The 20,459-nt window shown below is 68.5% G+C and carries 20 protein-coding genes; 15 read left to right on the top strand and 5 right to left on the bottom strand.

The annotated features are described in order from the left end of the window. Nucleotide 1 precedes the first annotated feature (1 nt). Nucleotides 2-832, bottom strand: a complete 831-nt coding sequence (locus RE421_RS07670; RefSeq protein ID WP_309816827.1) for a biotin--[acetyl-CoA-carboxylase] ligase — start codon at nt 830-832, stop codon at nt 2-4. Nucleotides 833-1,045: 213 nt separating this feature from the next. Between RE421_RS07670 and RE421_RS07665 the strand changes: the two genes are divergently transcribed. The 3 genes from RE421_RS07665 to RE421_RS07655 all read left to right on the top strand — a co-directional run bounded on the left by RE421_RS07665 (nt 1,046) and on the right by RE421_RS07655 (nt 3,877). After that, complete coding sequence (locus RE421_RS07665; RefSeq protein ID WP_396134619.1) at nt 1,046-2,683, top strand: acyl-CoA carboxylase subunit beta; 1,638 nt, start codon at nt 1,046-1,048, stop codon at nt 2,681-2,683. 32 nt (nt 2,684-2,715) lie between these two features. Beyond that, nucleotides 2,716-2,940, top strand: coding sequence for an acyl-CoA carboxylase subunit epsilon (locus tag RE421_RS07660; protein WP_309816823.1), 225 nt, complete (start codon nt 2,716-2,718; stop codon nt 2,938-2,940). Between the two features lie 361 nt (nt 2,941-3,301). Beyond that, entirely contained in the window at nt 3,302-3,877 is a 576-nt protein-coding gene (locus RE421_RS07655) for a hypothetical protein (protein ID WP_309816820.1), read from the top strand. A 285-nt stretch (nt 3,878-4,162) separates the two neighbouring features. Here RE421_RS07655 and RE421_RS07650 read toward each other — a convergent pair whose 3' ends face one another. Then, nucleotides 4,163-4,426 carry a hypothetical protein gene (locus RE421_RS07650; RefSeq protein WP_309816818.1) on the bottom strand — a complete coding sequence of 88 codons (264 nt, stop codon included), beginning with the start codon at nt 4,424-4,426 and terminating at the stop codon, nt 4,163-4,165. A gap of 250 nt (nt 4,427-4,676) precedes the next feature. Here RE421_RS07650 and RE421_RS07645 point away from each other — a divergent pair, with 250 nt between their 5' ends. Both RE421_RS07645 and RE421_RS07640 read left to right on the top strand, forming a co-directional pair. Then, nucleotides 4,677-5,255 carry a hypothetical protein gene (locus tag RE421_RS07645; RefSeq protein ID WP_309816815.1) on the top strand — a complete coding sequence of 193 codons (579 nt, stop codon included), beginning with the start codon at nt 4,677-4,679 and terminating at the stop codon, nt 5,253-5,255. A gap of 181 nt (nt 5,256-5,436) precedes the next feature. Next, nucleotides 5,437-5,706, top strand: a complete 270-nt coding sequence (locus RE421_RS07640) for a hypothetical protein (protein ID WP_309816812.1) — start codon at nt 5,437-5,439, stop codon at nt 5,704-5,706. Nucleotides 5,707-6,518: 812 nt separating this feature from the next. On the opposite strand, the gene RE421_RS07635 is transcribed toward RE421_RS07640, so the two are convergent. Continuing rightward, a complete protein-coding gene (locus RE421_RS07635) occupies nt 6,519-6,767 on the bottom strand; it encodes a recombinase family protein (protein WP_309816809.1) in 249 nt (82 codons plus the stop codon). Between the two features lie 365 nt (nt 6,768-7,132). Between RE421_RS07635 and RE421_RS07630 the strand changes: the two genes are divergently transcribed. Both RE421_RS07630 and RE421_RS07625 read left to right on the top strand, forming a co-directional pair. Further along, the gene (locus tag RE421_RS07630; protein WP_309816806.1) at nt 7,133-7,621 is read left to right on the top strand and encodes a hypothetical protein; all 489 of its coding nucleotides are present in this window, start codon (nt 7,133-7,135) and stop codon (nt 7,619-7,621) included. A 63-nt stretch (nt 7,622-7,684) separates the two neighbouring features. Continuing rightward, nucleotides 7,685-8,197, top strand: a complete 513-nt coding sequence (locus tag RE421_RS07625) for a GNAT family N-acetyltransferase (protein WP_309816803.1) — start codon at nt 7,685-7,687, stop codon at nt 8,195-8,197. A gap of 111 nt (nt 8,198-8,308) precedes the next feature. On the opposite strand, the gene RE421_RS07620 is transcribed toward RE421_RS07625, so the two are convergent. Beyond that, nucleotides 8,309-8,875, bottom strand: coding sequence for a DUF1697 domain-containing protein (locus RE421_RS07620; protein ID WP_309816800.1), 567 nt, complete (start codon nt 8,873-8,875; stop codon nt 8,309-8,311). 148 nt (nt 8,876-9,023) lie between these two features. On the opposite strand from RE421_RS07620, the gene RE421_RS07615 reads away from it, so the two are divergent. After that, complete coding sequence (locus RE421_RS07615) at nt 9,024-9,695, top strand: GNAT family N-acetyltransferase (protein WP_309816797.1); 672 nt, start codon at nt 9,024-9,026, stop codon at nt 9,693-9,695. After that, entirely contained in the window at nt 9,692-10,657 is a 966-nt protein-coding gene (locus RE421_RS07610) for a GNAT family N-acetyltransferase (RefSeq protein WP_309816789.1), read from the top strand. The genes RE421_RS07615 and RE421_RS07610 overlap by 4 nt, the downstream gene beginning before the upstream one ends. A 7-nt stretch (nt 10,658-10,664) precedes the next feature. Here RE421_RS07610 and RE421_RS07605 read toward each other — a convergent pair whose 3' ends face one another. After that, nucleotides 10,665-11,543: an alpha/beta fold hydrolase gene (locus tag RE421_RS07605; protein ID WP_309816787.1), complete on the bottom strand. Its 879-nt coding sequence runs from the start codon at nt 11,541-11,543 to the stop codon at nt 10,665-10,667. An 85-nt stretch (nt 11,544-11,628) separates the two neighbouring features. Here RE421_RS07605 and RE421_RS07600 point away from each other — a divergent pair, with 85 nt between their 5' ends. The 6 genes from RE421_RS07600 to RE421_RS07575 all read left to right on the top strand — a co-directional run bounded on the left by RE421_RS07600 (nt 11,629) and on the right by RE421_RS07575 (nt 20,400). Further along, a complete protein-coding gene (locus RE421_RS07600; RefSeq protein ID WP_309816784.1) occupies nt 11,629-13,311 on the top strand; it encodes a DUF885 domain-containing protein in 1,683 nt (560 codons plus the stop codon). Next, nucleotides 13,308-13,991, top strand: a complete 684-nt coding sequence (locus tag RE421_RS07595; RefSeq protein WP_309816782.1) for a nucleoside triphosphate pyrophosphatase — start codon at nt 13,308-13,310, stop codon at nt 13,989-13,991. The genes RE421_RS07600 and RE421_RS07595 overlap by 4 nt, the downstream gene beginning before the upstream one ends. Nucleotides 13,992-14,178: 187 nt before the next feature. Then, on the top strand, nt 14,179-15,450 hold the full coding sequence (locus tag RE421_RS07590; protein WP_309816780.1) for an MFS transporter: 1,272 nt from the start codon (nt 14,179-14,181) through the stop codon (nt 15,448-15,450). Between the two features lie 210 nt (nt 15,451-15,660). Continuing rightward, nucleotides 15,661-17,484, top strand: a complete 1,824-nt coding sequence (locus RE421_RS07585) for a biotin carboxylase N-terminal domain-containing protein (protein ID WP_309816777.1) — start codon at nt 15,661-15,663, stop codon at nt 17,482-17,484. 77 nt (nt 17,485-17,561) lie between these two features. Continuing rightward, nucleotides 17,562-18,836: an alpha-hydroxy acid oxidase gene (locus RE421_RS07580; protein ID WP_309817185.1), complete on the top strand. Its 1,275-nt coding sequence runs from the start codon at nt 17,562-17,564 to the stop codon at nt 18,834-18,836. A 133-nt stretch (nt 18,837-18,969) separates the two neighbouring features. Continuing rightward, nucleotides 18,970-20,400, top strand: coding sequence for an MFS transporter (locus RE421_RS07575; protein WP_309816774.1), 1,431 nt, complete (start codon nt 18,970-18,972; stop codon nt 20,398-20,400). Nucleotides 20,401-20,459: the final 59 nt, after the last annotated feature.

Here is a 20,459-nt window from a genome sequence, read left to right as displayed (position 1 = left end):
CTCAGCGGCGCAGGTGCACCACGTCCGCCGCGGACACCTCCAGCAGCTCACCCCGCCGGGTGGCGCCGGGCACCGCAGTGTCCATCTTCCCACGGTCGGCGGGTTCCACGAGCAGGGTGCCGCCGGATCCCAGGGCCCGGGCGGTCCCCGCCAGGGTGGAGCCGTCCGGCAGGTGCAGGGTCACCTTGGTGCCCAGGGTCGCCACCTGGCGCACGACGTCGGCCGCGGCCGGGTGCTTGCCGTCCACCTCTCCGGGGCGCTCGCGGATGGCGCGGCCGAACGCCTCGAGGCTCGCGGACAGCGCCGTCAGCACGGCGTCGAGCAGCTCCTGCGCTGCCGGCAGGGTGCCGGCGGGTACCCACTCGGCGACCGAGGTGGCCGTCTCCACGGGAGGCCCGCCGGCGCCGAAGTCCAGGTTCAGCCCCAGGCCCAGCACCAGCCCGGACCGGTCCGGGAGCACGGAGGCGAGGATGCCGCAGAGCTTGCGGCCGTCCTCGGCCAGCACGTCATTGGGCCACTTCACCTGGGCCGGGACCCCGCGGGCCTGCAGCTCGCCGCTCGTGGCGGCGGCGACCACGAGGGTCACCCAGGTGTAGTGCTCCAGGTCCAGGTCCGGACGCAGCACCACGGAGACCGCCAGTGCCGTCCCGGGGGGCGTAGTCCAGCCGCGGCCCCGCCGGCCGTGGCCGGTGCGCTGGTCCAGGGTGGCCGCCGCGGACAGGTGCGGCCAGCGGTCGGGCTGCTCGGCGGCCGCCGCGAGGACGTGGTCCTGGGTCGAGCCGGTGTGCTCCAGCCAGGTGACGCGCGGGGCGGGGGTCGGTGAGGGGGCCATAGGTCAGGTATAGCGCCTCAAACTGGCCGTCCGGTGAACGGCCGAGTTGTTCGACGACCGGGCTGCGGTCTTGACGTCTGGATCCTTCGGGTGCCGATCCGGACCAGCTTTGTGCGGTTCCTACAAGTACCAGGGCGGGGCGCAACACTAGACTGGGGCCTGGTCCGTGGTCATCTGGGGGTTGCACCCGGCGTGCACCGCGGCGCCGCTTGTATGAAAGTGCCAAGCGCGCTTCACCCCGAAAGCCATCCCGACGGAGGACCTGTGACCGAACCGGATCTGACCACCACGGCCGGCAAACTGCAGGATCTGGCCCGCCGCCGGGCCGAGGCCGCGTTGCCGTCCGGCCAGGCTGCCGTGGACAAGCAGCACGACCGGGGCAAGCACACCGCACGCGAACGCGTGGAGCTGCTGCTGGATCCGGGCTCCTTCGTGGAGTTCGATGCCTTGGCCGTGCACCGCACCACGGCCTTCGGCATGGAGCAGAAGAAGCCGGTCGGGGACGGGCTGGTCTCCGGCCACGGGACGGTCGACGGCCGGCTGGTGGCCGTCTACTCCCAGGACTTCACGGTCTACGGCGGCTCCCTGAGCCAGGTCAACGGGGAGAAGATCGTCAAGGTCCAGGAGTTCGCCGCCCGCAACGGCTGCCCGGTCATCGGCATCAACGACGGCGGCGGGGCGCGGATCCAGGAGGGCGTGGCCTCCCTGGCCATGTTCGCGGACATCTTCCGGAACAACGTGATGTCCTCCGGCGTGATCCCGCAGATCACCCTCATCATGGGCCCCTCGGCCGGCGGCGCGGCCTACTCCCCCGCCCTGACGGACTTCATCATCATGGTGGACAAGACCTCCCACATGTTCATCACCGGCCCGGACGTGATCAAGACCGTCACCGGGGAGGACGTGGACATGGAGACCCTGGGCGGGGCCACCTCCCACAACACCGTGACCGGCACCGCCTCCTACCTCGCCGCCAACGAGGAGGACGCCCTGGAGTACGTGCGCGAGCTGCTGGAGTTCCTGCCCGCCAACAACCTGGCCGAAGGCCCCGTGGAGCCGTTCGAGGAGGAGCTGGATGTCACCGCGGAGGACCTCGAGCTGGACACACTCATCCCGGACTCGGCGAACCAGCCCTATGACATGCTCACCGTGATCGAGCACGTGGTGGACGAGGCCCACTTCCTGCAGGTCCAGGAGCTCTACGCCCCGAACGTGATCTGCGGCTTGGGCCGAGTGGAGGGCCGAACGGTGGGGATCGTGGCGAACCAGCCGATGCAGTTCGCCGGCACCCTGGACATCAACGCCTCGGAGAAGGCGGCCCGCTTCGTCCGGTTCTGCGACGCCTTCAACATCCCCATCCTCACGTTCGTGGACGTGCCCGGCTTCCTGCCCGGCACGGACCAGGAGTTCTCGGGGATCATCCGCCGCGGAGCCAAGCTCATCTACGCCTACGCCGAGGCCACCGTGCCGAAGCTGACCGTCATCACCCGCAAGGCCTACGGCGGCGCCTACATCGTGATGGGCTCCAAGAAGCTCGGCGCTGATCTCAACCTGGCGTGGCCCACCGCCCAGATCGGCGTGATGGGGGCGCAGGGTGCCGTCAACATCCTCTACCGGCGGGACCTCAAGGCCGTGGCGGACGCCGGCGGGGACGTGGAGGCCAAGCGCGCCGAGATCGTCCAGGACTACGAGGCCGAGCTGCTCAACCCCTACCAGGCGGCCGACCGCGGCTACGTGGACGCCGTGATCACCCCCGCCGAGACCCGCACCCAGATCGTGCGCGGCCTGCGGGCCACGTTCCACAAGCGCGAGTCCCGCCCCGCCAAGAAGCACGGGAACATCCCGCTGTGACCGGTGGGCCGTCAGTGAACCAGGAGGAGACCATGCATCCCGACAACCCCGAGCTCGTGGTCAAGGGCACTCTCGACGCGGAGGAGACGGCGGCCCTGACCGCCGTCCTGCAGGCCGTGGCCGTCCAGGCCGAGCAGCACCGCCGGGAGAACGCCGGCCGCACCGACCGGGACCGCACCCTGGACCGCCGGCGCCGCCTCGGGCTGTGGGCCCGCCCCGGATCCGGCTCCTGGAAGCACGCCGCCGGGCAGCGCTGACCAGCGCTTTGCGGGCAGAAGTCGTTGGTGCGCCCGGACGGAGGACTAGTGGTGACGATCAAGAGCACCGTCGCCCTCGACCGGACCTTGCTGGACGAAGCCTTGGACGCGGGTGGAGTACCGGGAGGAACGGGCTATCGCCTTCAACGCTCCGCCAGTACCGGACAGGGTCCCTTCGCCGGACGTTTCACCGGACGGGTCTTACGGGACACGGTGCCGCGGGTGTTCCTATTCGCCCGCGTCAGCCACAGGCCCGTCCGGTGGGGGTTCCTCTTTCGAGACGTCCTCTGATGGCGCGACCAGCGCGCTTGTGCCGCGAGTCGCGCAGGCGCCGAGCCGTGGCCTGCTGAAGACTGTGCACATGGACGACTCGGCTCAGCAACTCGCCCCTTGGTGGTTCTCCGGCACTATCGGCTTGGTTGGCGTCGTTGTGGGGTTACTCCTCAAGATGCTGTTCGACTGGCTTTCTTCCAGGGCAGCGCGTCAGCGTGAAGACCGACTTCGGTTTATTCAAGACAAGCGAGTGGCATATGCCGAACTGCTTGCGGCATGCACGGAGGCCGCCGACATTGAGCACGAGAATCGGCTGCTTGCCAAGCGGAAGCGAGAGTTTGACTCGAAGACGCCCACTGATGAGGATGTCGACGACTACAATCGCGAACTCGATAACATTGACGCTCGCCGCACTCGCGCCTACCAGTCGCTCAACAGCGTGTCGGCCGTGGTGGACCTTATCGGCCCTGATGACGTCGTGGAAGCTGCGGGTTTGTACATCTCTAGATGTCACCATCCACACCTGCTCCCGAAGCGGGTTGACGCCGAGGCGGCGTACGTGGATGCGGTGCGAAGAGACCTGGGGTACGGGCCCACCAGCCACCTGCGCAGTTTCGAGTACGAGCCACTGATCAAGGCAGATGATCAGGACAGTGGCGTATAACCCGAGTCGCTGCCAAAGCGGCGTGAGCCGCCTACTCCATACCGAAGTCTTAGCCCTCTGGTGGACATCCGAGGCTGAACCTTGGTCTTGGTCTTGGTCTTGGTCTCTTGTTCCACTCGTGTTCTGTCTTCGTTCGGGACGGTTGTGGAACGGCGTTCCGTGTCGGTTCCGTCGATGTTCTGGCCCATGTGTGTGCGGGGGGGGTCTGGTTCTGTGCAATCTGCGTTCTTCACCCGGTGTCCTCGGCGTTCTTCCCTTGCCGTGCGGCCCATGCGGCCTTGCGCTTCACCGCGGCGGCCTTGTCGCGTTCCACTCTGTTCTGGTGCGCTGGTTTTCAGCCCAGGAGAGGAACTGCCAGCCCTCCTCTACTGCCTCCCAGAGGTTGGCCTTGACGAGTCGGCCGGCCAGGTTCTTGCCCTTGGGCCAGGAGTCCACGAACCAGGCGGTGACGTGGCCGTCGGTGAGGTAGTCGGTGCAGCACGTGCCGGCCACGGTCCAGAGGCCGATGGCTTCGAGTCCTGCGGACCTGACCCTGGGGTGTGAGTGCATCTTGTCGTCAGCGTTGAACCAAGCCACTTAGGGCCTCCAGTCGATTCGTCGTGTCCAGTGCCAGCCGCCGTGGGCGCATACGTAGAACCGGACGTTGTGGTGGAAGTGCTGTAGGTGTCGATGTCGCGGCGGAGTCGGCGGGCGTCAGCCTTCGTGGGGCTGTACGCCTTGCCGCAGAGGCACTCGATGGTGAAGGCGCCGGGGCCAGAACGGTGTGCCTCATGACTGTCGCGCCGGATAAGCTCTGGGGGTGCTTTGGGGAATCGATACGGCGTCATGGGCCGAACTGTGGAGTGGCGTCATCGGCTCATTTGTCGCTGCCGTGATCGGCGGCTTGGTTGCTCTTCTTGTTGTTCGTATGACGGGTGCGCAGAATGCTAAGCAGGCTGCTAAGACACGGCAGAACGACGCCATCGCCGACTTTGTGGCTGCGATCTGGCCAGTTGCCCTAAACGACCTTAAAGAAGCGAGAGACAGCCAGGTCTCCTTTTCCGCCCTTAGCTCTGCGCAGACAAGGCTGGAACTGGTAGGAGGTGATGGCATCGAACTCGCTACCGCATTGAAGACGAGCCCCCACAGAATCAGTCGAGCGTGGCTTTCGATCGATGTTGTGAAAAAGGCGAACGCTGTCAGGGAAGACGCCGTTCGACTCGAGCGCCAGTTCAGATCGCTGCTGTCAAGGCTTTGCCTCAACTTGGCTGATTGGCCGAATGCATCGCAGGTCGAACGCCTGAAGCACGTCGCTTCTATTGCACTACTGAATGAGAAGATCGAGAATCTGGCGGAAGAAGCTCGCAAGTTGGCGAGCGAATCTGCCGAGGAGCAGTAATCAGCTATGGCGGTGCACTGACTGGTGGATCCGATGGACTCCTGTAGGGCGCGTGGCGTCTTCATGGAATGGGTACCTCTATCGGGCGGCGTTGGTTGTCGGGCCTTTGCGGGAATGGGATCGTATTCGGCATAGGCCCTGTCAGATTGATGGGGCGCCGAGAACGACTCTTGGAGGGGTTATGAAGACGATCGCGAAGCGCATTGCGGGGGCTGCCTTGGCTGTAGGCTTGATCGGCGGTGCCGGCATTGTTGGCGCTGCACCGGCACAGGCGGAAGTGATCGACAGGTTCTACTCGTCCAAGAAGACGTGCCAGATCCACTTCGCGGATCTTCGACTGAGTCTCGATATGCAGGGCGTCTCCTACACGATTCTGAGGAACTGCGATTACGTGGTGGACACTTCAGGGCCCACGCCTATCTATGGGTACGAGTGGATGATTCGCCGCTAACCAGTGGTGTTGCGGCACGGACGCTGATGCGCATCTTCTTGGCTGCCGTGCCGCTCACGCCGCCGCCCCCACCGAAGGCGGCGGTGGTGGCGAGCATGTGGTCCAGTGCCGCGGCCGCCTGTTGGGGAACCACGCCATTGCCGATGATTTTGAGTTGGTCGTTGCGACTGATCCCGGGGAGGTCGACCCAGCCGGCGGGCCAACCCATCATCCATTCGGCGAACCGTGCGTTGAGTCGGTGCTTACCCTTGGCGGTCAGTTCGGTAGGGGCAGGGGCTGGTGCTCGTAGTTGCTCCCACCGTCGGATAGCTGGGGCGTAGGGCCCCAGTCGGTCGGCCGCCCGTGGCGATCAAGTCGTTCTCCGCCATGATCGCCAAGTCGGTCACTCTGGTGCGCCCTGGCTTCTTCCTCATGTGATCTTCCGGAGTGTTCCCCGACGGCCGGGCCACCGGAGTCGGGAGTAAGTCCTCTCGTGCCACCTGTCCCAGTGGTCGTCGGAACCCCTTCACTGCCACCCGACTTGGCTCACTCTTCAGTGATTCGGCCGTTTTAGGCGCCTAGTTCCTGGTGTTTCCGGGGTTCTTGGTTCGGGAGTGGGGCACTAGCGGCCGAGGTTCTAGGCTGTTTGGATGTACATCCGGCGGGTGAAGACCGCTTCCGGGGCCACCGCGGTCCAGCTCGTCGAGAAGCGTCATGGGGTGCGTCAGATCCTCGAGCAACTCGGCTCGGCTCATGACGAGGTGACCCTGGCCGCGCTGGAGCAGGTCGGCCGGGAGAAGATCCAGGCCGGTCAGATGGCCTTCGACCTCGATCTACACACCGATGACACCACAACGGCCCCGGCCAAGAGCCTCCGGCATGACGGCAGGTCGGCCTCCCATTGCGGGCATGCCGGTTTTGGTTCGCTCGGCCAGTTGATCGCGTTCAAGTCGGGCGAAGGCAGACTTCACGGTGAGCATCGCTTTGCCCATCGGCCCGGTGGTGGCGATTCCCTCGGTCAAGGACCGGAAATGGGCCCCTTGGAATTCTTGGTGGTCGATTAGGTCGAGCAACCGACGCATGTTGCGCCCGAACCGGTTGAGTTTCTACACCACCGGATCATCCCCGGCGCTGGCGTGTTCGAGCAGCTAGCCTAGCTGGGGCCGCCTCGGTGGGAGCGCGAGCTCCGAAACGGAACTCCGCGACTCCCCGTAAGGCGAACGACCTACGGCGGCAGTGAAGAGGTGCTTCCAAGGGTCACATGGGCGACGGTGCGATGTCGTATCGGGATCCCCTTACGGGTGCGAAGGGTCGCCCATATGCCCCTCGACAGGTCCCTTCGAACGAGTGCCGTGAGTCGTTCCCTATGCGGGACGACGAAGAAGCTTCGTCTGGGACACCCCTTTAGGCAAGGTTTATTCGCGCCTCCCCGTAGTAGCGTCACGATATGAACGACAGCGAGGACCAGCCTCGGATGGTGCGGGTGTTCCCGGACTACGCCGATACCGTTCTGTGGTTTGGGGGACCCATACCGTACGACGAATCCGGCCTCACTGAAAGGCTGGTCCGCGAATTAGAGGATTGGGAACAGTCCTACTATGACTCGCTGACGCCCGATGAGGACTGGAAGTCAGCAGAATTGGCCCGCCAATTCACTGCGGAGGGCAACCGTCTGGCCGAGCGGGTGGCCGACGAACTAGGTGACGGTTACGAAGTGCAGTTCAGCTCCTACGAACCAGGCGTACTGCCGCGCCGGTTCCGTGGGGCGCACCCTGCACTCAATCCGCGGGCCGCCGCTGCCTTCGCGGAGCTTGCTGCGGCTCTGACGGCAGAGCAAAAGAGATCCGACAATGCCGCATGTGCCCCCGGCGGGGAAGACTCCGAGTGGTTCGCCGTTGCGCCACTCACGGGGGCCATCTTCAAACCACGTCCTTAGACCATCCGTTAATGGGACAGGTCGGCCCCTGGTGCCTACCCGAGACCGTGCGAGGATCGGGCCATGAACTGGCCTGCTATCGAACGTGTCGAGTCGAAGCGCGTTGTCCTCGACCCACTCACCGTCCAGCACGCCCCAGAGATGCTTCCTGTCCTGGCCGACCCATCGATCTACGAGTTCATCGGTGGTACGCCACCGACGTTGGAGCAGTTGCACAGGCTCTACGGCGTGCAATCGCTGGGCCACTCCGACGACAATGCGCAGTGGTGGCTGAACTGGGTCGTCTGCCTCCGCAGGCCGCGGCGCGCTGTGGGGTATATGCAGGCCACCGTCGAGCGTCGGGCGGGCGTACTCGAGGCCAACATCGCCTGGGTGATTTCGCCAGCATTCCAGGGCCGTGGCTTGGCCACGGAGGCCACTGCTTCAATGATCGTGTGGCTGACGGCGAGCGGAGTGGACCGCTATGTTGCCTACATCCACCCCGACCATGCGGCCTCCGCGGCCATTGCCCGCAAGCAGGGTCTGCGACCGACCTCCGTGGTCGAGGACGGCGAGGTCCGCTGGCAGAACGAATGATCGCGACCCGCCAGTCCCCCATGCCGATCGTGGTTCGAAGAGGCCTACCTCAATCCCGGCTGCGCGTCGTACTCATGCATCCGGTGCACTCTGGCAAGCGGGTGTTGCGAGTCAGTCGTCGAGAAGCGCCATCAGCCGAGTCGCTGTCGCCCAGTTGCGCATAGTGTTGACCGCCTCTATGGCCGTGGCGGCCGGCGGGCGGGACAGTTCGGCCGCCAGCACGCTACGGCCTAGGCCATCTGGAGTGCGCAGGTACAGGGAGCGGCCGATCACGGTGGCCTCGTCGTGACTGCCCCTGTCTCGGGCTCGCCGCACAGCTGCCGTCACGGTCTCGGCTGTGGCGGGACTGATCTGATCCCTGTGGAACACCACGTGCAAAAACTTCGGGTTGGTCTCTCCCGGGTAGGGGTTGTCCGCCACCACTGACCGCAGCCGAGGGCGAGAAAGCACGACGACACCCGTTCGCACGCTTGACCGATCAGCTATTGCCTGCTCGAGCTTGGTGGAGAGTGTTGTGCCATCAGTCTCAACACTGCTGAACACCACGTTCCCGCTCTGAATGTAGGTCACGACATCACTGAAGCCGAGCCCCGCCACAATCTCGCGCAGATCAGACATCGCCAACCGGTTGTGCCCTCCGACATTGATGCCGCGCATGAGGCCGACATGGGTCCGCATGACCACATCCTTTCAGACCCGCTAGGGTATCCGTCTCGCTTGGAAGACCGTCCTCAGCCGACTCAGCAGAGTCTCCTTTCACATGGAGTACGCACCGGCCGGTCCTGTCAGCCGATCCGTTGGCGGGCGCGTCCTGTTGAATGGGGAGATGATCATTCGCCCCTGCACCGACGCGGACCTGAGTGTGTTGTGCTCGCGATGGAGAACTCCCGGGGATCTCCACGAGAGGCACCACGATCACCAGCGGGACGGCCAAACCATCTATCTGGTCGCGTGGCAGGATCAGGAGCCCCTGGGATCTGGGGTACTGCAGTGCGGTGGCTGCATCGGGCTCAACGCCCGGACCGCGTACCCCGGTGCAGTGGAGTTCAATCACCTGCAGGTTCGTGACCAGTACCGCGGACAAGGAGTGGGCAGTGCCCTGATCGCGGCCGCGGAGGCTCTCGCATCTCAGGCCGGCCGGGACCAGATAGCGGTCGGCGTAGCCGAGGACAATCCGGACGCAGAGCGCCTGTACCGCCGCCTGGGTTACCACCCCACGGGGGTCATCGATGTCAGTCGATACGACTGGATCACCGCCGAGGGAGCGGTCCGGCATGAGACGGAACGCGATCACCTGCTGGTCAAGGACCTCGGCCCCACCATGGGGCTAGCCCAGCGAGAGCACCTCTCACGCTCGGAGGCGATCTGCCGCGCCCTGGCTGACCTCGCGGCGTGGACCGGCGAGCATCCGGTACAGGTTGCCCCCCACGGTGGGCTACTGTGCGCTGAGGTCGGCAGGTGGATGACCGGCCCAGCGAGGAGAAAGGTGTCCCCATGACCGACTACCGGTGGACGAGACTGAGCACCGCCGACGCGACCTCATGGGCGGCGCTCGTCAACCATCTCGCCGACGTCGACGGCACCGAGGAGTACCTGGCTGCAGAGGATCTGCGCGAGGAGCTGGAGTCCACGTCGCTCGATCCCGCTGAGGACACCTGGGCGGTGTGGGACGGCGAGCAGGTCGTCGCCTTCGGACTGGCCCACTGCAGCTCCAACCTCAGCCATGAGGGTCAGGTCCGGACCTTCGTCGAGGGGGGCGTACACGCCGACCACCGCGGCCGTGGGCTGGGTACGGAGCTGATGGACCGGCTCGAGATCCGGGCCCGGGATCGCGCCGCGGCCATGCATCCCGAGCAGCCTGGCTACCTGAGCGCTGGCGGGCAGACCGAGGGGTCCTCGGCACGCGCACTGCTGTTCGAGCGCGGATACACGGTCGCGCGGTACTTCAACGCCCTCACCCGTGAGTTGAGGGAGGCACCGGAGCCGCCCGCCGTGGAAGGCGTGACCCTGCGCAGCCCCGTGCCGGCGGACGAAACGCCCGTGCACTCTTCGCACGACGTCGCCTTCCGCGATCACTGGGGATCCGCCCCAACCTCCGAGGAGAGCTGGCGCGAACGGTGGACCTCCCGCTCCAACCGCCATGACGTCTCCACCCTCGCCGTCGATGATCGGTCCGGGGAGGTGCTCGCCTACGTGCTCTGTGGACAGTGGGTCGACCGTGAGCTCTACGTCAATCTCGTCGGCACCGTACCCGCCGCCCGTGGCCGGGGCCTGGCCGCGGCCTGCCTCGCCAGGACCATCGCCCTGGCCATCGAGACGGGCTCCTACGACCTCATCGACCTGGACGTGGACTCCTCGAGCCCGACCGGCGCGACCCGGCTCTACGAGCGCCTCGGCTTCCGCCTCAAGCGGACCACCGCCGCCATGCGCCGCGACCTCCAGGGCTTCCCCGAAAGCTGACCCTTCATCAGCTCGGGTCGTCGCCGCTCACGGTGCAGAAATGACCGAGCGCCCGCGCCAGGATCTCGGGAGCCTGTTCGGCCATGTGGTGGGTGGAGTCGATGCCGTGTCCGGTCACGTGGTCCGCCCAGTCCGCCCAGATGGCCAGGGGGTCCCCGTACAGGTCCTCCAGGTCGTCCCGGAGGGACCACAGCACGAGTAACGGCTGTCGTATGCGTCGGCCGGCGGCTCGGTCGTCCCGTTCATGGTCGGCGTCGACGGTGAGGCCGGCCCGGTAGTCCTCCAGCATGCCGCGCACCACGTCCGGGTCGCGGATCGCCGCTTGCCACTCCTCGTAGTTCTCAACGCCCATGGAGTCGGGGTCGCCGTGGTACCAGGCCGCCGGGTCGGCCGTGATGACCCGCTCCGGCACCTCGGGCTGGGCGAAGAAGAACCAGTGCCACCAGGCCGTGGCGAACCGGGCGTCCGTGCGGTCGAGGTGTTCGCTGATGGGGAGGCAGTCCAACAGCGCCACGCGCGTGACGCGGTCCGGGTGGTCCAACGCCATCCGCAGGGCGTAGTAGCTGCCCCGGTCGTGCCCTGCGACGGCAAAGCGGTCGTGGCCGAGCTCGTGCATGGCCCTGAGCAACAGCCTGGCGCCGGCCCGCTTGGAGTGGGGGACGTGATCAGTCGTCGGCGTCGGTTTGCCCGAGCGGCCGTAGCCGGGCAGGTCAGCACACACCACCGTGAACCCCAGCTCCACGAGCCGCGGAGCCACCAGGTGCCAGGTGGAGGAGGTCCGGGGATGGCCGTGCAGCAACAGGATGACCGGGCCGGAACCGCCGTGGCGCACGAACAGCCTCAACGGCCCGGCATCGACCATCTCCGCGGTGAAGCCCTCGAACATGGCTTCACCCTGCTCCGTGCCGGACCTCCGCGCAAGTGGCCCAGAGCCGATGCAGCGTGTCCAGGACCCCGAGTAGTGTGCTGTCATGACCGACTCCGCACGTCAGACCCGCCCGCCCAGTGACATCGACGCGCTGGCCAACCGCTACTTCGCCGACACCCTCGCCCTCCATCCGGAGGAGGCCACCGCGTTGGGCCACCCGGGCCGGGAGACCGAGTACTCGGACTATTCCCCCGCCGGCACGGCCGAGGACGACCACCTCAACCAACGGCTGCTCGCGGACCTCGAGGGACTCGAGCCCACCGACGAGGTGGACCGGGTCACCGCGGCGGCCCTGCGCGAGCGCATCGGACTGGAGCGCCGGCTCCATGCCACCGGCCGGACGGAGCTGAACAACCTGGCCTCCCCCGCCCAGGAGATCCGCGGCATCTTCGACCTGATGCCCACGGAGACCGAGCAGGACTGGGCCCACATCGCCGGCCGGCTGGCCAATCTGCCGGACGCCCTGGCCGGCTACGCCGCCTCTCTGCGCGCCTCGCGGGACGAGGGCCAGGTCGCGGCTCGCCGCCAGATCGACGTCGTCATCGAGCAGGCCGAGGCGCACTCGGAGGCCGGGGGCTTCTTCCCGGGACTCATCGAGCGCGCGGAGGCGGCCGGCGTCGTGCCCTCCTCCCTGATGGCCCAACTGGACAGCGCCGCGCGCGGCGCGGGTGAGGCCTATCGGAAGCTGGCCTCCTTCCTCAGGGACGACCTCCGCGAGATCGCCCCGGAGCAGGACGCCGTGGGCAAGGAGCTGTACTCGCTGTACTCGCAGGAGTTCCTGGGCGCCACGGTGGACCTCGAGGAGACCTACGCCTGGGGCCAGGAGGAGCTCGCCCGGATCATCGCGGCGCAGCACGAGGACGCGGAGCGGATCAGGCCCGGCGCGAGCATCGAGCAGGCCCGTGAGGTGCTCAACACCGACCCCGCCCGCCGGTTGCAGGGCACCGACGCCCTGCGGGAATGGATGCAGCAGGTCACCGACGAGGCCCTGGAGTCCATGACGCGGTACTTCGAGATCCCCGCGCCCATGGACCGGGTGGAGTGCATGATCGCCCCCACACAGGAGGGCGGGGTGTACTACACCGGCCCCTCGGAGGACTTCTCCCGGCCCGGCCGCATGTGGTGGTCCGTGCCGCCGGGCGAGGACGCCTTCACCACGTGGGAGCAGAAGACCACGGTCTACCACGAGGGCGTCCCGGGCCACCACCTGCAGATCGGCACGGCCATGCTCGCCCAGGACGAGCTGAACGACTGGCGCCGCAACGCCCTGTGGACCTCCGGCCACGGGGAGGGCTGGGCGCTGTACGCGGAGCAGCTGATGGAGGAGTTCGGCTACCTGGCCGACCCGGGCGACCACCTGGGCATGCTGGACGCCCAGCGGATGCGGGCGGCCCGCGTGGTGTTCGACATCGGCGTGCACTGCGGCTTCGAGGCGCCCGAGTCCGAGGGCGGCGGCGTGTGGACCCCGGAGCAGGGCTTCGCGTTCCTGAACAAGCACCTCAACGACACCCCCGGGCAGGTGCGCTTCGAGTTCATCCGCTACCTCGGCTGGCCCGGGCAGGCGCCGGCCTACAAGGTGGGCCAGCGCATCTGGGAGCAGATCCGCACCGAGCACGCCTCGCGGGCCGCCTCGGCCGGTGAGGACTTCGACCTCAAGGCCTTCCACACGCGCGCCCTGCGGCTGGGTTCCATGGGGCTGGACACCCTGCGGACGGCGCTCGCGTGAGCGCTGAGCTGAGTGCGGAACGGCAGGGGCACGACGCCGGCCCGGCGGGTCCCGCGGCACCTCGCCTCGTGCTGGCCTCCGCCTCCCCGGCGCGCGCCCGCATCCTGGAGGCCGCCGGGGTCCCCTTCACCGTGCTGATCTCCGAGGTGGATGAGGATGCCATCGCCGCCGCCAACCCGCTGGCCGGCCCGGCCGAGACCGCGGAGCTGCTGGCCCGGGCCAAGGCCGAGGACGTCGCGGTCCACGCGGACGCGGCCGGGGCGCTGGTGGTGGGGTGCGATTCGGTGTTCGAGCTGGACGGCGTGGCCTACGGCAAGCCGTGGGAACCGGAGGTGGCGCTCGAGCGGTGGCGGAAGCAGTCCGGCCGGACGGGACAGCTGCACACGGGGCACTGGGTGGTGGACACCCGCGGCGGCTCGGCGATCTCCCGGCCGGCCGTCGGCGCCCTGGCCAGCGCCTCGGTGACCTTCGCCGAGGTGGAGGAGGCCGACGTCGTGGCCTATGTGGCCACCGGCGAACCGCTGCAGTGCGCCGGGGCCTTCACGATCGACGGCCGCGGGGCCGCGTTCGTCACGGCGGTGGACGGAGACCCGAATGCCGTGATCGGCCTGTCCGTGTCCACGCTGCGGACCCTGCTCGCGGACCTGGGCGTGTCCCTGACCAGCCTCTGGCAGAGCTGATCCGGGCCGCCCGGGCAGTGCGCAGTCTCACAGGCGCTGGGCGGCCTCTCGGCGTGCATCGGCACCGGCCTCCGGTCTAGCGTGGGGCATCTGCGGGTCACCCCGCTGAGCCAAGGAGGGCGACGATTCTTCGTCGCCCTCCTTCGCGTCTTCCCCGTGCCCCATCAGTACCCACCAGGAGTTCGCCATGACCGTGACCCGCACCACCGAGGTGTCCGCCACCGGTGCCGCCCACGGCGCCGCGCCACCGCCTGCGGAGCCGACGCCGCAGCCCACGCCGGCCGCACCGGTCCCCGTGGCCACCGCTCGCCTGGCGATCTTCTCGCTGGCGATCGGCGCCTTCGGGATCGGCACCGCCGAGTTCGCGACGATGGGCCTGCTGCCCTACATCGCCGCGGGGTTCGACGCCTCCATCACCGAGGCCAGCCACGCGGTCTCGCTCTACGCCATCGGCGTGGTGGTCGGCGCACCGCTGATCGCCGCCCTCACGGCCCGGATGGAGCGCAAGAGGCTGCTGCTGGGTTTGGCCCTGCTGTTCGTGATCGGCAGCATCGGCTCCACCCTGGCCCCCAGCCTGCCGGTCATGCTGGCCTCTCGCTTCCTGACCGGTCTTCCCCATGGCGCCTTCCTGGGGATCGGCGCCGTGGTGGCGTCCACCCTGGTCTCTCCGAACCGTCGCGCCACCGCCATGGCCCGGGTGATGCTCGGGCTCACGGTGTCCAACATCGTCGGGGTGCCTGCGGCCGCCGCGCTGGGGGCCCAGTTCGGGTGGCGCACCGCCTACGGGCTGGTCGCCCTGATCGGGATGGTGACCCTTGCGGCCGTCCTGTGCCTGGTGCCCCGCAGCGCCCCCGCGCAGGCACCGTCTATCCGCCGGGAGCTGGGCACCCTCAAGCGGCCCCAGGTGATCATCACCCTGGTGGCGGGATCGATCGGCTTCGGCGGCATGTTCGCCGTCTACACGTTCATCTCCCCGACCATGACCGAGGTGGCCGGACTGCCCGCCTCCGCCATCCCGTGGGTGCTGGCCTGCTACGGCGTGGGCATGACCGTCGGCTCATTGATCGCTGGACCGCTGGTGGACCGCTCGATCGAACGCTCGGCACTGCTGGGGATCTCCGCCCTGGGGGTCGTGCTGCTGGTCCTGGCCGCCCTGGCACAGGTGCCGGCCGTGGCGGTGGCCTGCGTACTGCTGCTCGGAGTGGCCGGCTCACTGTTCACCACGGCACTCCAGGTCCGGCTGCTGCGTGAGAGTGGCGACGCCCCCTCCGTGAGCGCTGCCATGAACCACGCGGCCTTCAACTTCGCCAACGCCCTGGGGGCCATCCTCGGCGCCGTGGTGGTGGATGCCGGCCTCGGCTACCGCTCACCCGCGCTGCTGGGGGCGGGCCTGACGGTGGTGGGACTGGCGGTGATGATCTTCGCCGTGGTCTCCCGCCGGCGCGCCGTGTGCCGCTGAGGTCCCCCGCCCAGGCCCCTCGCCGTCCCGGCGGCCGACGGCTATTGTGGGCTTCCTACAATCCCTGGGCCGCGGCGCAGGGAAAAGGCCCCGGATCCTGTAGGAACCCCACGGGCGCGTCTAGGCTCGGCGGGTGGGCTCGCCCCGGCCCGTACCGCGGCCGGGCCCGCAGACCGCTTGCACCGAAGCTCGTGAAGGAGTCCCTCCCCGATGTCCCACCCGACGCCGAACGCCACGACCACACCCCGACCGTTCTCGCGGGTACTCGTGGCCAACCGCGGGGAGATCGCCGTCCGGGTGATCCGTGCGGCCCACGACGAGGGGCTGAGCGCCGTGGCCGTCTACGCCGAGCCGGACCGCGAGGCCCTGCACGTGCGCATGGCAGATGACGCCATCGCCCTGGGCGGTGCCTCCGCCGCCGATTCCTACCTCGTGGTGGACAAGATCCTGGCGGCGGCGAAGACCTCCGGGGCGGACGCCGTGCATCCCGGCTACGGCTTCCTGTCCGAGAACGCCGACTTCGCCCGCGCCGTCCAGGCGGCCGGACTGGTCTGGATCGGCCCACCGCCTGAGGCGATCGAGCAGCTCGGGGACAAGGTCTCCGCCCGGCACCTGGCCCAGCGGGTCGGCGCCCCCCTCGTCCCGGGCACCGCGGACCCGGTGGTGTCCGCCCAGGAAGTGGTGGACTTCGCGGACGCCCACGGACTGCCCCTGGCCATCAAGGCCGCCCACGGTGGCGGCGGACGCGGCATCAAGGTGGCCCGGACCCGCGAGGAGATCCCGGAGCTGTACGAGTCCGCGGTCCGCGAGGCCACGGCGGCCTTCGGCCGGGGCGAGTGCTTCGTGGAGCGCTTCCTGGACGCACCGCGGCACGTGGAGACCCAGTGCCTGGCGGATGCGGCGGGGACGGTGGTGGTGGTCTCCACCCGCGACTGCTCTCTGCAGCGCCGCAACCAGAAGCTCGTGGAGGAGGCCCCCGCGCCGTTCCTCACGGCCGAGCAGCAGCAACGGCTCTACGAGTCCTCCAAGGCCATCCTGGCCGAGGCGGGCTACGTGGGGGCCGGGACCTGCGAGTTCCTGGTGGGCGCGGACGGCACCATCTCCTTCCTCGAGGTCAACACGCGCCTGCAGGTGGAACACCCCGTCTCGGAGGAGGTCACGGGCCTGGACCTGGTCCGCGAGCAGTTCCGGATCGCCCAGGGCGAGGAACTCGGCTATGACGATCCGGAGGTCCGCGGGCACAGCTTCGAATTCCGTATCAACGGCGAGGACCCCGGCCGGAACTTCATGCCCTCCCCCGGCACCCTGACCCGCTTCCGCCTGCCCTCGGGGCCGGGGGTGCGCGTGGACACCGGCGTGGAGGAGGGCGAGGCCATCACGGGCGCCTTCGACTCCATGGTGGCCAAGCTGATCGTCACCGGTGCCACGCGCGAGCAGGCCCTGGAACGCTCCCGGCGCGCCCTGGCCGAGATGCAGGTGGCCGGGATGCCCACGGTGCTGCCGTTCCACCGCGCCGTGGTGGCCGATCCGGCTTTCGCCCCGGTGGACGGCACGCCCTTCACCGTGCACACCCGCTGGATCGAGACGGGGTTCGAGAACACGATCGCCCCGTTCGCCGGCACGCCCGACTCCACCGATGCTGCCGGGGCCGAGCACGGCGACCGCCGCTCCGTGACCGTGGAGGTCAACGGCAAGCGCGTGGAGGTCACCCTGCCCGCCATCCTGGGGGCCATCTCCACGGTGGCCACGGGCGCCAAATCAGGCGGGCGCAAGCGCAAGTCCCGCGGCTCCCGCGGGGCCACCGCCACTGGCGCCAGTGGGGACACCCTGACCTCGCCGATGCAGGGCACCATCGTTAAGGTCGCGGTCTCCGCCGGGGACACCGTGGCCGAGGGCGACCTGATCGTGGTGCTGGAGGCCATGAAGATGGAGCAGCCGCTGACCGCGCACCAGTCGGGGACGGTCACCGAGCTGATGGCGGAGCCGGGGGCCACCGTCACGGCCGGCGCGGCGATCGCCGTCATCTCCGACTGAGCCGTCATCTCCGACTGAGCCGTCATCTCCGACTGGACAGCAACGCCGCCGCACCGCAAGGAGAGCCCGTGCCCCGACTGACCCGCCGCCTGCCCCAGCCCTCCGAGCTGCTGCCGCTGATGCGCTTCCGCCCGCCCACGGTCCACCGCCGTGCCGCGCGCCTGGCTGCCGCCGCCGACCTGGAGGACCTGCGCCGGATCGCGCGGCGCCGCACCCCCCGCGCCGCGTTCGACTACGTGGACGGCGCCGCGGGCTCCGAGCTGACGGCCCGGCGCACGCGGGAGGCCTTCGCCGCCACGGAGCTGCTGCCGCGGATCCTGCACTCCACGCCGGCCGCGGACCTGTCCACCACGATCGCCGGCGGGGCCTCGGCGTTGCCCTTCGGGATCGCCCCGACCGGGTTCACGCGCTTCATGCACGCCGAGGGCGAGGATGGCGGGGCCTCCGCTGCCGCTGCGGCCGGGATCCCGTTCACCCTGTCCACCATGGGCACCCGGTCGATCGAGGAGGTCGCGGCGGTCTCCGGCGCCGGGCGCCGCTGGTTCCAGCTCTACCTGTGGAAGGACCGGGAGCGGTCCCTGGACCTGCTGCGCCGAGCCGAGGCAGCCGGCTTCGACACCCTGCTCGTCACCGTGGACACCCCCGTGGCGGGGCAGCGGCTGCGGGACGTGCGCAACGGCATGACCATCCCACCCCAGCTGACGCTGCGCACCGTGCTGGATGCCTCCTACCGCCCGGAGTGGTGGTTCAACTTCCTGAGCACGGACCCGCTGACGTTCGCCTCGCTGAGTGACACGGCCGCTGACCTGCCGACCATCATCAACGGGATGTTCGATCCCACCCTGTCCATCGCGGACCTCGAGTGGATCCGCTCGGTCTGGCCCGGACAGCTGTTCGTCAAGGGCATCCTCACGGCCGAGGACACCCGCCGCTCCCTGGACGCCGGGGCTGACGGGCTCGTGGTCTCCAACCACGGCGGGCGCCAGCTGGATCGCGCGCCGGTGTCCCTCAAGGCCCTCGGTGAGGTGCGCGCGGAGGCCGGGACCGGCGTCGAGGTCATCCTGGACTCCGGCATCATGTCCGGCGCGGACATCGTCTCGGCGCTGGCCCTCGGGGCGGACTTCGTGCTCATCGGACGCGCGTACCTGTACGGGCTGATGGCAGGCGGCGAGCAGGGCGTCGCCCGGGCCATCGAGCTGCTGGCGCGGGAGGTCGAGTCGGCGATGATGCTGATGGGCACCGCCACGATCGCCCAGGTCCAGTCCTCGGGTCAGGTGCGGGCCCCGTGGCTCGAGGGGACGGGGCGTGACCGGGCCGCGGGGCAGTCCAGTGCGTCCCGGACGACATCCTGACCGGACGCCTCCTGTCCAGGGATGTCCACCATGCGGACACCATTCTTGCATGGTGGACGTCACCGCTACGCTGGACGGGCCGCCGGACCAGTCAGCGGCAACAGTCACCATGACCCTTGCTGAGGAGCAACCCATGTCCACAGACCTGTCCTCCGGCGGCCCCCGTTCGGGCTCGAAGGCCGACGCTGCCGCGAAGGACGACGGCTCCGCCGAGCTGGGCGTCCCCCGCTCCCGCGTGGTGCTCGCCTCCCTGATGGGCACCACGATCGAGTTCTATGACTTCTACGTCTACGCCACCGCGGCGGTCTCGGTCTTCCCGCTGATCTTCTTCGCGGCCGGTGACGAGGGCGCCGCCCTGCTGGCCTCCATGGCCACCTTCGGCGCCGCCTTCGTGGCCCGCCCCATCGGCTCCGTCCTGTTCGGCCACTTCGGGGACCGGATCGGCCGTAAGGCCACCCTGATCGGCTCCCTGCTGACCATGGGCATCGCCACCTTCCTCATCGGCCTGCTGCCGACCTACTACCAGATCGGCCTGTGGGCCCCCGCGCTGCTGACGATCATGCGCTTCTGCCAGGGCCTGGGCCTGGGCGGCGAATGGTCCGGCGCGGCCCTGCTGGCCACCGAGACCGCCAAGGAGGGCAAGCGCGCCTGGGCCGCCATGTGGCCCCAGCTCGGCGCCCCGATCGGCTTCCTGCTGGCCAACGGCCTGTTCCTCATCCTGACCCTCGCCTTCAACCACGACTCCACCAATCCGGAGATGGACGGCGCCTTCCTGACCTGGGTGTGGCGCCTGCCGTTCCTGCTCTCGCTGCTCATGGTCGCCGTGGGCCTCTACGTCCGCCTCAAGCTGCAGGAGACCCCCGTCTTCCAGCGCGCCGTGGACAACGACGAACGCGTCAAGGCCCCGCTGGGCGAGGTCTTCCAGAAGAACTGGCGGGAGCTCATCCTGGGCACCTTCATCATGCTGGCCACCTATGTGCTCTTCTACCTGATGACCACATGGATCCTGTCCTACTCCATCAGCTCTCCGGAGGCCAGCGGCCTGGGCGTGCCCTACGCCGACTTCCTGGTGCTGCAGCTCATCGGCATCCTGTTCTTCGCGGCCTTCGTGCCGGTCTCCGGATGGCTCGCGGACCGGTTCGGCCGCAAGCCCACCCTGATCGTCATCTCGGCCCTGCTCGTGCTGTTCGGCCTGACCTTCGGCTGGTGGCTGTCCGCCGACTCGATCGGCCAGGGCGCGGGGCTGAACACCACGCAGATGATGGTGTTCCTGATGGTCGGCATGACGCTGATGGGCCTGACCTTCGGGCCCATGTCCGCGGTGCTGCCGGAGCTGTTCCCCACCAACACGCGCTACACCGGTTCCGGGATCGCCTACAACGTGTCCTCGATCCTCGGCGCCGCCCTGACCCCCTTCGTCGCGCAGTGGCTGGTGCTGAACTTCTCGGTGGCGCACGTGGGCTACTACCTCTCCTTCGCCTCCGTGCTCACCTTGATCTCCCTGATCATCGCGCCGGAGACCAAGACCAAGTCCCTGGACACGGTGCGCGGCCTGGACGCCTGAACCGGAACACCCCCACGCCCGACGCCGGCCCGGCACCTACCGCAGGATCCTTGCGGTAG

Source organism: Citricoccus sp. I39-566 (assembly GCF_031432995.1).
Taxonomy (GTDB): Bacteria; Actinomycetota; Actinomycetes; order Actinomycetales; family Micrococcaceae; genus Citricoccus; species Citricoccus nitrophenolicus_A.
The sequence above is the reverse complement of the archived record's forward strand: the minus strand, read 5'-3'. Positions and strand labels throughout refer to the sequence as shown.